The following is a 12,837-nucleotide window of genomic DNA, read 5'->3' as shown; positions in this document are numbered from 1 at the left end:
AAACCGGCAGCGCCAGCGGCAGTTGCTGAATCAGCAGTTGCTGAATCACTCGTAGGCACGATCCCGCTTTGCAGGGGGGACTTCAACCGCGTCGCCACGCCGGATCAGCTCATCCAGATCCACCGCCGATGCCGCCAGTGCATCCTGTGCGTCGAAATCCCACCTGTTCCTGTAGTCCCGCGCCAGCAGGTCGCAGACCGCTTTTGCGCGCTGGTAGGCATCGTCTTTTCCCTCGGCCTGCTGCAACTCATCGCGATGGATCTGGCACAGCATGAGCTGGTGCGCGTCCTCGGCGCGCTGGCGCTCCCAGTCGATGTCGGGCAGGCCCGAAAGTGCGGCGGCAAGCGCGAATGCGGTCATTGGCATGTCGGGAGTCCAGCGGCGGTGGGAGCCTGAGCGTATGCGACCGGCGATGGCCGAAGACCACTGCCGCGCCGCATGTTTCACGGCAGGTTCACCATTCGCTGCAGCATGGAAGGCGCGTTGCAGCCCTCCATCTACACCCATCCATCGAGCCCCGTTGCGGTCATCCGCTCAGGCATTTACATCCACAACGATGCGGCCGCGCACCTGACCGGGGATGATCTTCTCGTACACGTCCAGCACGTCCGCAAGCCCGATCAATTGCACCGTGCTTTCCAGCTTCTGCGGGTCCAGGTCGGTAGCGAGGCGATCCCATGCGCGCTGGCGAACGTCCTGCGGTGCATTCACCGAATCCACGCCCGCAAGTGTCACGTTGCGCAGGATGAAAGGCAGCACCGAGCCGTGCAGCGCGTCGCTCTGCGCCAGGCCGCACGCGGCCACGGCACCGCGGTACTTGGTCTCGGCGATGGCGTTGACGAGGGTAGGGCCGCCGGCCACATCCACCACGCCGGCCCAGCGTTCGGCGCTCACCGGCCGGTCGCGCGGTTCCGAAAGCTGCGCGCGGTCGATGATTTCGCTTGCACCCAGGTTGTGCAGATACTCAGCATGCTCCGGGCGCCCGGTAGCGGCCACCACGCGATAGCCCAGCTTTGAAAGGATCGCCACTGCGATCGAGCCGACACCGCCGTTGGCGCCGGTCACCAGCACATCGCCCTTGTCGGGCGTCACGCCAGCATGTTCCAGGGCCAGTACGCACAGCATGGCGGTATAGCCAGCGGTGCCGATGGCCATGGCGTCGCGGGTGCTCAGGTTGCCGGGAATCCGGTTGAGCCATTCGCCCCGCACGCGGGCGCGCTGTGCCAGGCCGCCGTGGTGGCCCATGCTCAGGTCCCAGCCATTGAGCACAACGCGGTCGCCTGGCTTGAAGTCGGCCCTGCTGGATTCCAGCACCACGCCTGCCAGATCGATGCCGGGAATGAGCGGGAACGTCCGGATGACCGGACTCCTGCCGGTGAGGGCAAGCGCATCCTTGTAGTTGAGCGTGGAGTACTCGACCTGCACCAGGACATCACCGTCCATCAGGTCGGCCTCATCGAAATCGACCAGTTCGGTCGAAACCTGGTTGTTCGTCTTGCAGGCGAGCAGTGCTTTGAACGTCATGGAGGGGCTCACATTCACCGGATGAGGCCATGCTAGGCTCGCGCCTCTATCGCAACAAGAACGATGATTTTCCGTAGGTACTATGGTTTTCCGGAGTATGCATGCGTAGCAAGCGTTGGGATGGCAAGAGCGGTTGTGCCGTGGAAGTCACGCTGTCGGTGATCGGCGGCGTGTGGAAGCCGATCATTCTTTTTCACCTGATGACGGGCAAGCGGCGTTTCATGGAACTGACGCGGCGGGTGCCCAACGCCACCCAGTCCATGCTGACCAGCCAACTGCGTGAGCTGGAAGCCGACGGCGTGGTGATCCGCCACGTGTACCCGGAAGTGCCGCCGAAGGTGGAATACGAGCTGTCCGAGTTCGGACGCACGCTGGTGCCGGTGCTGCTGGCCATGCGCGAGTGGGGTGAAACCTACCGCGGCTATCAGAGTACCCAGGGCGATAGCTGAAGGCTGAGCGGCGTTGCACATGCCGCATCCCGGTTTTGCGAACGCGCACGGCCACCGACGGGTCTTTGGTGGCGGCAGCACGTGTGTCGTATACGGCGGATAGGGCGCCCGGGCAGTGCACGCTGGCGGGAGTCGTCTGCTGGCGAAGCGCGTCAGCCGATGGACAACTCGACATCCGCTGACGCAACCAACGTAACAGCGCGATCGCTGGGGATTTTCCTGCTTTCCATCGCCGGTTCGGGGCGGTAACCATGGCCGCGCCAAGGCATTCGCCGTGGCCGGGATTGGCGTCCCGAACGTACATGATGCGCGGCGTCACGGTTGCAGCCAGAGTTGCAACCGTGACAATGCATCGTCTGCCAGTTCATGGCGGACGGTGCGTGGGGATCTCTCGATCCGCCGGCTTCTTGCATCATGTATCCGGCACGCCAACCCGCACCGTCCGCCACCTTGCATCTGCAGGTGGCCACATCGTGAGGTTGCCGTCATGCCCGAACGTCTTCCCGAACATCCCCGCCTGCACGCGCTGCTCGGTGCCGCCGTGCGCGATCTTCCTGCTGCCTTGGCCGAAACGCTGGAGGACGCGCTCCGCGAATCCGCCGATCTCGTCACGCCGTCGGCATTCTTTGCACACCTGAAAGGCCACGGCAGGAACCTGCGCGCCGATGGTGAGGCCTGGAGTGAAATGTGCCTGAGCCCCGGCCGTGCCTTCGACATGGCCCTGGCGACCCGCAGCGCGTCGGGCATCACGGCGCTGACCGCGGTACTGCACACCGCGCATGTGGCACGTGAGAACGACGATCCTGCCTGCTGCCCCTCCGCAGCCGTGGTCGAGGGCCTGTTCAACGCCTGCCAGGTGCTGTCGCTGCAGGTCGAACGTTGCCTGGTGCCGTGAAGGGCTGCGATGCGGTTCCTGTTCCGTTGACGTCTGGTTGCCTATAGTGGCGCCGGAACCCTGCAATGGAATGCCCATGCACGTGATGTCTCCCGGCCGTTGCCTGACGCTCGCGCTTGCCGTCGTAGTGAGTGCCGGCGCGTGTGCACGTCCGCCGTCCACCGAACACGAAAGGAATCCCGCCATGTCCGGCGCAATCCAGACCGGCCGCACGATCAACGGTCACACCTATACCGATGCCCCCGTGGACGTGAAGCTGGGGCCGAACACCTTCCGCATTCCGGCCAACTACCTGGACAGCCAGATCGCACCGTGGCCCGGTGAGGGCGTGACGCTGGTCATCGAGTGGCCAGACATGACGCCGACGGCTCCGGGTGCCCGGGCGAATCCTCGTACGAATGATTTCCGCAAGGAGATTGCTGTCCGTATCAACTACATTGATCGCATTCCAATTGAGACTTCGCTTTCAAGGCTTTCCTCAAATGAAGCCATCACGGAGGAAGGCTCTGTGGAAAGGGAGGATCCCAGGGACCGTCTCGATCAACGCGTCGCACAGCCGGAGACCTTGGGCCTGACGCCCTATGCAATCGATGAAGGGAAGATGGTGTTGTACGCGAAGAAGTATGAGGCCCGGTATGGGAAGCCGCCTGTCCGCAATCCGGCATTCGAGCGCGACTGGTATGTTGCACGGGACGGTGCCGGGGGGCTGACAAGCTTCATCAAGTGCGATAGCGCAACGTTCCTGGGGGACGGAGTGCGCCTGACGCATGATGAGGTCATTGATCTGGACGATCCTGTGGCTGCCGGATGCGTTCACTACTTTGTCGATATCTCTGACAGCCTATCCATCTCCCTGCATTACAAGCGAGCTTTCTTGAAGGACTGGAAGCGCATGGAAGATGCTGTTCGCGATGTTCTTGCTGCAGCACGGACACGCTAAACGACGAGGCTCAAGGAGAAAGCAATGAGCGGCCTGACCCAGAAGGACATCAGAATCCTCATCGATTATGCGGATGCCGGTAATCGTGAGCTGTACTGGAACTACCTGTCGCAACTGCCGGGTTCGGACGGCTACGGTACGCTGGCACTAGGTGTGGTACGTAATGACAGTTTGCCTGGACGCGTGGCCAATGCCTACGCGCAAAGCCATGCCAGATCTCAGAATGACGAAGGTTCGCGCTTTCCAAATGCTGAGCTGAGCGAGCGCCAGTGGGAGGCATTCGGCCGGACACTGCTGCGGGAAGATCTGGAGCTTCGACAGGCGTGGATGGGAAACGGACGTGCGGATCTCGCGCTGAATCTGCCTGGTGCTGACGTCATGCTCGCTCATGACCGCGCTTTCGAGCAGCACAGACTGGACCCCAATTGCTGGACTCCTCGAGTGCTCCTGCAAGCCGCCTCGGACAAGAGCGGCCCCGAGAAGCTGGAGCAGATCTGGACCAACATGCTCAACAATGACTACGCCGGGGGCCCGCGCGTAGGCAACACCAGCGTCGATGCCATCAGCCAGATGGGATGGGCGAAGGGCGGGCAGTACCTGACCCGGTTGAGCGTGCTGGAAGCCACCCAGGCACTGGAGGGCCGCTCGGCGGTCGATCCGAACGTCATCGGTGGCAACAGCTACTACGCGATGTACTTCGAAGCGGACAGGAAGTGGGTCAGCGTCAGTGCAGGCGGCGGCCACATGTCGCTGCGCGAGATCACCGATCCCGCCCGTATCGCCGAACTCAACGACGCCCGCGAGGTTCGTCTGGAGCGGCAGGAGAAGCGGACCCAGTTCCACCCGGACGACCCGTACCGGACCATTACCCGCAGCCCGCTTACCGCAGCGGTGGACGCCGTGCCGGATCCCGCACAGGCACCGATCCGTCTGGCCGACATTGGTCCCGGCCATCGTGAGTACGCATTGATGCAGCAGGTGCGCGAAGGCGTGGCCGCGATCGATGCGAGTGCTGGGCGAACCCATGATGAGAACAGCGAGCGCCTCGTGGCGAGCGTCATGGCATTGGCGCGCCGCAACCAGCTCGAACGTGCCGACCATGTGCTGCTGAGCGCGCAGACCGCCGATCACCCGGCCGGCCGCAACGTGTTCGTGGTGCAGGGCGAGTTGAATGATCCGGCGCATCTGCGGGCCTCCATGCCCACGGACCGGGCAGTGCAGACACCAGTCGAGCAGTCACTGCAGGCGCTGCAGGCCGTCGGTGCGGATCGTGAACAGGCACATGCGCAGCGCCATCAGCAGGAAATCGATGTGCAGGCACGCGACACCCCGGCCATGCGCATGGGCTAGGGTCCGGGCTTGCCGTAGCCCCTGCCTCACGCGGTCTTTGCAACTCGGTGCGCGGGCATTGCTAAGTTCGCTTGGCATCCCTCACAGGAACCTGCAATGACCCGGACGTCCCCGCTTGTCCTGCTGGGCCTCTGCCTGGCCCCGGCCCTGGCCTTCGCCCAATCCGACCGGCAGGTGGCCGAAGACATGGTCACCCGCGCCGCCAACGTCTGCCCAGGCCACAGCACCGAGCGCACGGCGCCTACGGTGAAGAAGGTACCGGTGGGCGCGCTGCGCGTCATGCTCGACCGTGGCCTGGTGATGTGCCCGGACCGCCGTCTGGATGCCTCTGCACCCGCAGTGTTCTACGGCCGCGTGGGTGTATTTGGCTGGAATCCGGAGGTGCCAGCGGCTGCGACGGTGGTTGTCGCCAAGATCGACCAGATGACCCGCAAGGATGAGTACCCGGTGGAAACGCTGGTGTGGGATGCCAAGGGCACGGCCCTCTCCCAGCAGACGGTTCCGGCGTTCGAGCCGCGCCCGGGTGCGGCGGTGCTGTACAAGGTGCGTTGAGCGCCGCGCGCTGGCGGGTAGATGCCCACCTTGGTGGGCATCCTGGCCCTCGCGCGCGGTGACGGAGCCGTGCCCACCAGGGGGGGGCACCTGCCAAAGCGATGCGACGTGGCATCCGGTACCGGGGGGCTACTTCGCCGGGGCATCCGCGGTCTGTGCGGCCACCATGGCCTGCTGCATCTCCTTCAGCGACAGATAGCCATCGCCATCAGTATCCAGCCCCGCGAAATACTTCGCGATTTCCGGCACCACTGCGGCTTCCTTCCTGCTGATCTTCCCGTCTTTGTCGGCATCCATTTCCTTGAACGCGGCGTCGATGGAATCTGCCTGCCTGTTGAAGCGTGCTTGCTGGTACTTCGCGTACTCGGCCTTGTCGATGTGGCCATCGCCGTTGCTGTCCATGACGGCGAAGCTGGAGTCGATATAGGCCTGTTTCGGGTCGTCGCTGGCGGCGTGGCCGATCAGCGGTGCGGCGCACAGGGCGATGATGAGTAGCGTCTTGTTCATGCGGTCGGTTCCTTCGGGATGCAGGGCAGGTCAGCGGCAGGGATGGCTGTAGCCATCCGAACCGCGGTAGGTGTCGTTGCGGCGGTCGTAGTTGCCGTAGCGGTTCATGCAGTAGTCGGCGCGCTCGCGGGTCTCGCGCTCGCGCTTGGCCGCGGCGGCGATCACGCCAGCCACCACCGCTGCGCCGACCACGCCCACCACCACGCGCTTGGCCTTGGCATCGTCGCGCCGGTCGCGCTCACGCTCGCGCTCGCGGCGCTCCCAGTCTTCGCGCTGGCGGACCTGGTAGCCCTGGTCCCAGCCGGAGCGGTAACCATCGCGGTACTGTGCGTGAGCCTGGCCCGCGTAGGGCAGCAGCACCAGCAGTTGCAGTGCGGCACCCAGCAGCAACGCTGTACGTCCTGTCTTCTGAAACATCGTTCCGCTCCTGTGCGGCTGTGTCGGTCGTGCCAGTACAGCGCTCGGACATTGCGCGAACCTGTAGTCGTCTGCGCTGGCCGCCTCTCGTTCAGCGCACCAGCGCCTCCACCGGGTCCAGCTGCGCCGCACGGCGCGCCGGCAGGAAACCAAAGCCGATGCCGATCAGGCTGCTGCAGGCGAACGCGGCCAGGATCGAGGTTGTCGAGAACACCAGCGAGAAGCCGATGTCGGCCAGTGCCAGCACTGCCCCCAGCGCCAGCGCCACGCCGATGCCGAGCACGCCACCGAGCAGGCAGACCAGTACCGACTCGATCAGGAACTGCTGCAGGATGTCGCTGCGGCGCGCGCCCACGGCCATGCGCACGCCGATCTCGCGGGTGCGCTCGGTCACCGACACCAGCATGATGTTCATCACCCCGATACCGCCCACCACCAGCGCGATGGCGGCAATGGAACTGATCATCAGCGTCAGGATGCGGGTGGTCTGCTCGATCGACGTGCGGATCTGCGCGTTGTTGCTCATGTAGAAGTCCTGCCGCCCGTGGCGTCGCTCCAGCAGCCGGCGGATGGCGGCCTCCGCGGCCTGCATGCCCACGGTGTCGGACACCCGCACGGTGATGCTGGACACATGGCTCTGCCCCAGCATGCGCGCCATGGCGGTGGTGTAGGGCACCCAGACCTGCAGCAGCGAGGCATCGCCGACGGCGCCGGCTTCCTTCTTCACCACGCCCACCACCCGCACCGGGACATTGCCCAGCAGCAGGGTCTGGCCGATCGGGTCTTCTTGCGCGGCGAAGAACCGTGCACGCGTGTTGGCATCGATCACCACCACCTGCTGGTAGCCGGCGACGGCGGGCTGGCCAAAGAAGCGGCCTTGCCCCAGCTTCAGGCCATGCACGCGGAAGTACTGCTCACTCACGCCCTGCATCTGCACGTTGGCCGAGCGGTTGCCACGCTGCGCAGTGCCGCTGCTGGCGACGCCGGGCGTGGCGCTGTCCACGAACGGTTGCCCGGCCAGCGCCGCGCTGTCGCCGGGCGTCAAGGTCTCGACTTGTGCAGCGTGCACATCGCCGAAGCCGGAGCCCGGATAGACCTCGATGGTGGTGGTGCCCAGCGAAGCGATGTTGGACAGGATGGCCTGGCGCGCGCCGGTACCCAGTGCGACCACCGAGACCACCGACGCAATGCCGATGATGATGCCGAGCATGGTCAGGAAGGTGCGCATGCGGTGCGCGTTCATCGCGCGCAGGGCCATGCGGAAGGCTTCGCTGAAGCGGTCGCGCAGGGCCTGCCAGCCGGTGCCTTCACTGCGCGGCTGCAGGGTGGCTGCGATGCTGCTGGCGAGGCCAGTCGCGGCAGCGGTGGGGCGATCGTCGACGATGCGTCCATCGCGGATCTCGATGATGCGCTGCGCATGCTCGGCCACGGCCATGTCATGGGTGACCAGCACCACCGTATGGCCTTCGGCGTGCAGTTCGCCCAGGATCTTCATCACCTCCTTGCCGGACTGGGTGTCCAGCGCGCCGGTGGGCTCATCGGCGAAGATCACCGCACCGCCGTTCATCAGCGCGCGCGCGATCGACACGCGCTGCTGCTGCCCGCCGGACAGCTCGCCGGGCAGATGCAGCATGCGTTCGCCCAGGCCCAATCGCTGAAGCAGGGCTTGGGCGCGGGCATGGCGCTCGGCGCTGGGTTGGCCGGCGTAGATGGCCGGCACTTCCACGTTGCCCAGCGCGGTCAGGTCGGTCAGCAGGTGGTAGCGCTGGAAGATGAACCCGAAGTGCTCGCGGCGCAGCTCGGCCAGCTCGTCCGGCGACATCTGCGCGGTCTCGCGACCGGCGATCTGATACGCGCCGGACGAGGGCCTGTCCAGGCAGCCCAGAATGTTCATCAGGGTGGATTTGCCCGAGCCGGATTGGCCGACGATGGCCACCAGCTCACCTGCGCGGATATCCAGGTCGATGCCATCGAGCACGACCAGGGTCTGTTCGCCCGCTGCGAATTCGCGACGGATGCCGCGCACGCGCAGCAGCGGCGTGTCCTTCTCTGTGTCCATCATGGCTGTGCGGCGGCTGCGGCTGCGGCGGCGACGGCATCGCCGGTCTGGGCCAGTACCACCTGCTCGCCTTCCTGCAGGCCACTGCGTACTTCCACGTTGATCTGGTCGTCCAGCCCGGTGGTGATGCGTCGCGGGGCAGGGTGGCCATCCGCGCCGCGGACCCGCACGCTGTAGCTGCCGTCGGCGGCACGCGCACCCAGCGCGGCCGAGGGAATGGTCAGCACGCCCCTGGCACGCCCCAGCACGATGCGTACCTGCGCCGTCATGTAGCTGCGCAGGCGGCCATCGGCGTTGTCCACGTCGAACTGGCCGTTGTAGTACATGGCCGTACGGCTGGCGCCCGCCGAAGCGCTGCCGGGCGCGAAGCCGGAGGTGTCTTCGTTGGTGATCGACTCGGGTGCCGGTGCGATGTCGCGCAGCGTGCTGCTGTAACGTCGGTCACTGTCACCCAGGATGGTGAAGAACGCCTCCTGTCCCAGTGCGGTGTGGACCACGTCGGCCTCGGAGATCTCGGCGTAGACGGTCATCACGTCCTGGTTGCCGAGCATCACGATGGTCGGTGCACTCTGTACCGCGTTGACGGTCTGGCCCTGGCGAGCGACCACGGCCAGCACGGTGCCATCGGTGGGCGCGGTGATGCGGGTGTAGCCCAGGTTGGTCTGCGCCACATCCACATCGGTCTGCCGCTGCACCACCTCGCCATCGAGCGCGGCGATCTGTTCACGGGTGGCATCGACCTTGGCCTTGGCCGCATCGTAGTCTGCGCGCGCGACCAGTTGCCTTGAAACCAGCGCCTGCTGGCGTTGCAGGGTCAGCTGGTACTGGCGGAGGTCGGTGGCCAGCGCATCGCGGTTGGCGCGCGCGGTGCGATGTGCCGCCTGCGCACTCAACAACGCGTTGCGCTGGGTGCGCGAATCGATATCGGCAATCGGATCGCCCGCCTTTACCTTGTCCCCCAACTTCACATGCAGGGTTTCGATGCGGCCGGAGACCTGCGCGCCCACGCTCACCAGCCGCGAGGGCTTCAGTGTTCCGGTGGCCTCCACGACCTGTTCGATGTTGCCGCGGGTGACCGGTGCCAGCTGTAGTTGCGGTGGTGGTGCGGGCCGAAGCCAGGCGAAGAGCGCCAACAGGGTGCAGAGGGCTGCGGCCGCAATGATCAGCACGCGGCGGCGGTTGCGCGGTGCGGCGCTCATCGGCACAGCATCCAGGAAAGACAGGGCATCGTGAGTCCTCGCGACAGATGGGAGTGCACGCCGGCAGGGCAGGCGGGGATGGCCGTCGAGTCTCAGTGCGCCAGATTGCGTGAACCTTGCGGAGGTGCGGGCGTTTCAGTAGGCGGCGCCCTGCGTGAGCAGTGCCATCGCGATGAACTGGAGCATGCTGCCGAGCGCCAACTGCACGTGGCGGAGGCGTTGCGCTGCCGTGGGCAGGGTCGAAAGCTGGCACAACGCGCCGACCAGCAGCACGGCGCAGACCGCAACGGGCAGCGTTGCGGTGGCGGCGATGATCGCGATGATCATCAGCGTTGCAGCAAGCATCACGGCGGCCGCATGCGTATCGAGGGACCGCAGCAGCGGGGGAACCGGGCGCGGTGCAGCCCCCCGCCACACTGCCAGCATGTGCAGTGCGGCATGCACGGCGACGAACACCACCACGGCGGTGGCCGTTGCGTGCGCGTGCCGATACGCGGAAGCCACCAGCGCAAGGCCTGGGAGCAGCAGGAACAGCGCGGCGAACAGGCGGATCAGCACGCCTGCCCGCTCGCGTTCGGGAATCATCCGCAGCCAGTGCGGCCAGTGTTCCAGCCCACGCGCGCGGCCTGCATGCGCCCGACAGTTCCACGCTGCGGCGGTCAGGCTGGGCGCATTCCGTGGAGGCGGGGTGGGTGTGGAAGAGGGCGGTGGAGAAGCTCCCTGTGTCACATGCAGGCTTCCTGTCAGATCCGGACGCAGTACCTTCAGCGGTGCTGCTCACCTGGATGCTGGGCAGCGAACATTGCCGCAACCTTGCGCATCAATCGCGATCGCTGTGCGTGGACAGCCGGTAGTCATCCACGGGGAGGGGATGCGCTCAGTTCGCCGGCGCCGACGTGCTGGTGACGCCTGGATGCAGGGGGAACTCGACGCGGATCAGGGCGCCGCCACCGGGCGCATCCAGAATCGTGACGTGGCCGCCGTGGCGGTCGATCACCTGCCGCACCAGGTTCAAGCCCAATCCGGCGCCGGTCTGCCGGGGGCGCAGGCGCTGGAAGGGTTCGAACACGCGTTCGCGCTGGTCGACCGGAATGCCGGGGCCATCGTCTTCCACCTCAAGGCAGCTGCCCTGTACGCGCACGATGATGTGGCGTCCACCGTGCTCGGCGGCATTCAGCACCAGGTTGGACAGCACCCGTTCGATGGCGCCGGACTCGCCCAGCACCGGGAAGTTCGGTTCCACCACCACGGCGACCGTCTTGTCGGACTGGATCAGCAGGGGGGCCAGATCGGCGACGACCCGCTTGGCCACGCGCGCCAGGTTGAGGGAGTCCTTGGGCCCATCGGCTTCCATGCGATGCAGGTCCAGCAGCTGCTCGGCCAGCGTTGCCAGCCGAGCGACTTCCACGGCCAGGCTGCGCGAGGTGGAATCGTCGGTGGCATCGATCTTCACCCGCAGGATGGCGATGGGCGTACGCAACTCGTGGGCGGCGGCGGCAATGAAGCGGCGCTGCCGTTCGTGCCCTTCGTCCAGGCGGTCCAGCGCTTCGTTCACCGCGGTCACCAGGGGGGCGATCTCTACCGGTACGGCGGTCTCTGTCAGGCGGATGCCGCGACGGCTGGCGGAGATGTTGCGGGCTTCCTGTGCGATGCGTTCGACGCCGGCCAGGGCGCGACGCACGATGATCGGGGTCAGGATGATGGTGGCCAGGCCCAGCAGCAGGAAGATCGGCAGGGTGATGATGTGTGCGGCCAGCGCCATCTGCCAGGTCAGCGAATCGGTTTCGCCATGCGCCATGATGGTCAGCTTGCCGGCCGGGCCGCTGTGCTGGCGTATCACCACGGCCAGGCCATCGTTGCGGCCGCGTCCGCGCAGGTCGCCATAGGGAATGCCGTCGAGGGCGCCGACCAGCGATGCGTAGGCGGGCGGAACGTGGCCGAACGTCACATGGTGGCCCTGCTCATCTTCGGCGATGAACCACGCGTCGGGGACGATCTTCAGCAGCTCGGCCAGCTCCGGCGTGTGTTGCACATACAGTTCGCCCTTGCTGTCGCGGTGAACGGCCTCTGCCGCCACCGGGGCGAAGGTCTGGATGGTGTAGTAGCCGCCGCTGTCGACACGCACCAGCACCATCAGCAATGCGAAGAACGCCACCAGCAGTGCGAGCAGCTGGTAGATCAGCGTTTTGACGATCAGCGGGCGCTTCAGTGAGGGACGACGCGCCATTACTTCGTTTCCCGCATCAGATAGCCGACACCACGGATGGCATGGATTTCCACTCCCGCATCGGCGTCGGCCAGCTTGCGCCGCAGGCGTGAGACATGCGAGTCCAGCGTATTGGAATGGATGCCGTCGTCGAAGCCGTACACCGCCATCTCGATGGATTCGCGCAGCACGGTGCGGCCCAGCCGGCGGGCGAGGGCCGCCAACACTCGGATCTCGCGGCGCGGAAGCTCCAGCCGCTGTCCGCCCACGCTGGCCTCGCCCGAGGTGGGGTCGAACAGCAGCCGGCCGATGCTCACCGGCTCCACCTGCATGCCGCTCGGACGGCGCCCGGCCGCGCGGATCCGCGCGAACAGTTCTTCCAGCGCGAAGGGCTTGGCCAGGTAGTCGTCGGCGCCTTCATCCAGGCCGGCGATGCGGTCCGGCAACTGCCCCAGCGCGCTGAGCACGATGATCGGCACTCCGGGATTGCGTCCGCGCAGCACGGGAATGAGCCCCAGACCGTCACCATCGGGCAGGGTGCGGTCCAGCAGCACCAGGTCGTGCGATCCGGAGAGAGCAGCCTCGCGGGCCAGGGCCACGGTGCTGGCCAGATCCACCACGTAGCGCTCGCGCTGCAGGGCAGACTTCAAGGTGGCGGCCAGTTCGGCTTCGTCTTCGATCAGCAGGATGTGCATCGGCGGGAATCGGGCGGGAAGGGAACTCAGGGGGCGTCTGAACG

Annotated in this window: 14 protein-coding genes; 5 read left to right on the top strand and 9 right to left on the bottom strand. The window is 66.0% G+C overall.

Translation table 11 applies throughout. The features are described 5' to 3' along the window. Positions 1 to 45: 45 nt before the first annotated feature. Both DFO63_RS03850 and DFO63_RS03845 read right to left on the bottom strand, forming a co-directional pair. The gene (locus tag DFO63_RS03850) at positions 46 to 360 is read right to left on the bottom strand and encodes a hypothetical protein (RefSeq protein WP_246864215.1); all 315 of its coding nucleotides are present in this window, start codon (positions 358 to 360) and stop codon (positions 46 to 48) included. A 174-nt stretch (positions 361 to 534) separates the two neighbouring features. Continuing rightward, the gene (locus DFO63_RS03845; protein WP_049444346.1) at positions 535 to 1,524 is read right to left on the bottom strand and encodes an MDR family oxidoreductase; all 990 of its coding nucleotides are present in this window, start codon (positions 1,522 to 1,524) and stop codon (positions 535 to 537) included. Positions 1,525 to 1,625: 101 nt separating this feature from the next. Between DFO63_RS03845 and DFO63_RS03840 the strand changes: the two genes are divergently transcribed. The 5 genes from DFO63_RS03840 (at position 1,626) to DFO63_RS03820 (ending at position 5,710) form a co-directional block, all read left to right on the top strand. Further along, positions 1,626 to 1,973: a helix-turn-helix domain-containing protein gene (locus tag DFO63_RS03840; RefSeq protein ID WP_014037677.1), complete on the top strand. Its 348-nt coding sequence runs from the start codon at positions 1,626 to 1,628 to the stop codon at positions 1,971 to 1,973. A gap of 487 nt (positions 1,974 to 2,460) precedes the next feature. Further along, positions 2,461 to 2,868 carry a hypothetical protein gene (locus DFO63_RS03835; protein WP_119006469.1) on the top strand — a complete coding sequence of 136 codons (408 nt, stop codon included), beginning with the start codon at positions 2,461 to 2,463 and terminating at the stop codon, positions 2,866 to 2,868. Between the two features lie 76 nt (positions 2,869 to 2,944). Further along, entirely contained in the window at positions 2,945 to 3,808 is an 864-nt protein-coding gene (locus DFO63_RS03830; RefSeq protein WP_119006468.1) for a hypothetical protein, read from the top strand. Positions 3,809 to 3,832: 24 nt separating this feature from the next. Beyond that, on the top strand, positions 3,833 to 5,158 hold the full coding sequence (locus tag DFO63_RS03825) for an XVIPCD domain-containing protein (protein WP_049444340.1): 1,326 nt from the start codon (positions 3,833 to 3,835) through the stop codon (positions 5,156 to 5,158). Between the two features lie 96 nt (positions 5,159 to 5,254). Then, complete coding sequence (locus tag DFO63_RS03820; protein WP_049444338.1) at positions 5,255 to 5,710, top strand: hypothetical protein; 456 nt, start codon at positions 5,255 to 5,257, stop codon at positions 5,708 to 5,710. A 129-nt stretch (positions 5,711 to 5,839) separates the two neighbouring features. On the opposite strand, the gene DFO63_RS03815 is transcribed toward DFO63_RS03820, so the two are convergent. The 7 genes from DFO63_RS03815 to DFO63_RS03785 all read right to left on the bottom strand — a co-directional run bounded on the left by DFO63_RS03815 (position 5,840) and on the right by DFO63_RS03785 (position 12,793). After that, the gene (locus DFO63_RS03815; RefSeq protein WP_049444336.1) at positions 5,840 to 6,217 is read right to left on the bottom strand and encodes an EF-hand domain-containing protein; all 378 of its coding nucleotides are present in this window, start codon (positions 6,215 to 6,217) and stop codon (positions 5,840 to 5,842) included. Positions 6,218 to 6,247: 30 nt separating this feature from the next. Continuing rightward, positions 6,248 to 6,634 (bottom strand): hypothetical protein, encoded by a 387-nt coding sequence (locus DFO63_RS03810; RefSeq protein ID WP_049444334.1) that lies wholly within the window; start codon positions 6,632 to 6,634, stop codon positions 6,248 to 6,250. A 91-nt stretch (positions 6,635 to 6,725) separates the two neighbouring features. Beyond that, entirely contained in the window at positions 6,726 to 8,693 is a 1,968-nt protein-coding gene (locus tag DFO63_RS03805; RefSeq protein ID WP_049444332.1) for a MacB family efflux pump subunit, read from the bottom strand. Next, a complete protein-coding gene (locus DFO63_RS03800; protein ID WP_119006467.1) occupies positions 8,693 to 9,892 on the bottom strand; it encodes an efflux RND transporter periplasmic adaptor subunit in 1,200 nt (399 codons plus the stop codon). Before DFO63_RS03800 ends, DFO63_RS03805 begins: the two co-directional genes overlap by 1 nt. 135 nt (positions 9,893 to 10,027) lie before the next feature. Continuing rightward, on the bottom strand, positions 10,028 to 10,450 hold the full coding sequence (locus DFO63_RS03795) for a hypothetical protein (RefSeq protein WP_259337399.1): 423 nt from the start codon (positions 10,448 to 10,450) through the stop codon (positions 10,028 to 10,030). 319 nt (positions 10,451 to 10,769) lie between these two features. Then, the gene (locus DFO63_RS03790; protein WP_119006465.1) at positions 10,770 to 12,119 is read right to left on the bottom strand and encodes a HAMP domain-containing sensor histidine kinase; all 1,350 of its coding nucleotides are present in this window, start codon (positions 12,117 to 12,119) and stop codon (positions 10,770 to 10,772) included. Continuing rightward, positions 12,119 to 12,793, bottom strand: coding sequence for a response regulator transcription factor (locus DFO63_RS03785; RefSeq protein ID WP_049444326.1), 675 nt, complete (start codon positions 12,791 to 12,793; stop codon positions 12,119 to 12,121). Before DFO63_RS03785 ends, DFO63_RS03790 begins: the two co-directional genes overlap by 1 nt. Positions 12,794 to 12,837: the final 44 nt, after the last annotated feature.

Origin of the sequence: Stenotrophomonas sp. AG209, assembly GCF_003550055.1 — a bacterium.
Classification (GTDB): Bacteria; Pseudomonadota; Gammaproteobacteria; order Xanthomonadales; family Xanthomonadaceae; genus Stenotrophomonas.
The sequence above is the reverse complement of the archived record's forward strand: the minus strand, read 5'-3'. Positions and strand labels throughout refer to the sequence as shown.

Excerpts from the sequence above, each read along its gene's own strand:
- DFO63_RS03850 (WP_246864215.1), bottom strand. The coding sequence starts at position 360 with ATGACCGCATTCGCGCTTGCCGCCGCACTTTCGGGCCTGCCCGACATC.
- DFO63_RS03845 (WP_049444346.1), bottom strand. The coding sequence starts at position 1,524 with ATGACGTTCAAAGCACTGCTCGCCTGCAAGACGAACAACCAGGTTTCG.
- DFO63_RS03840 (WP_014037677.1), top strand. The coding sequence starts at position 1,626 with ATGCGTAGCAAGCGTTGGGATGGCAAGAGCGGTTGTGCCGTGGAAGTC.
- DFO63_RS03835 (WP_119006469.1), top strand. The coding sequence starts at position 2,461 with ATGCCCGAACGTCTTCCCGAACATCCCCGCCTGCACGCGCTGCTCGGT.
- DFO63_RS03830 (WP_119006468.1), top strand. The coding sequence starts at position 2,945 with ATGCACGTGATGTCTCCCGGCCGTTGCCTGACGCTCGCGCTTGCCGTC.
- DFO63_RS03825 (WP_049444340.1), top strand. The coding sequence starts at position 3,833 with ATGAGCGGCCTGACCCAGAAGGACATCAGAATCCTCATCGATTATGCG.
- DFO63_RS03820 (WP_049444338.1), top strand. The coding sequence starts at position 5,255 with ATGACCCGGACGTCCCCGCTTGTCCTGCTGGGCCTCTGCCTGGCCCCG.
- DFO63_RS03815 (WP_049444336.1), bottom strand. The coding sequence starts at position 6,217 with ATGAACAAGACGCTACTCATCATCGCCCTGTGCGCCGCACCGCTGATC.
- DFO63_RS03810 (WP_049444334.1), bottom strand. The coding sequence starts at position 6,634 with ATGTTTCAGAAGACAGGACGTACAGCGTTGCTGCTGGGTGCCGCACTG.
- DFO63_RS03805 (WP_049444332.1), bottom strand. The coding sequence starts at position 8,693 with ATGGACACAGAGAAGGACACGCCGCTGCTGCGCGTGCGCGGCATCCGT.
- DFO63_RS03800 (WP_119006467.1), bottom strand. The coding sequence starts at position 9,892 with ATGAGCGCCGCACCGCGCAACCGCCGCCGCGTGCTGATCATTGCGGCC.
- DFO63_RS03790 (WP_119006465.1), bottom strand. The coding sequence starts at position 12,119 with ATGGCGCGTCGTCCCTCACTGAAGCGCCCGCTGATCGTCAAAACGCTG.
- DFO63_RS03785 (WP_049444326.1), bottom strand. The coding sequence starts at position 12,793 with ATGCACATCCTGCTGATCGAAGACGAAGCCGAACTGGCCGCCACCTTG.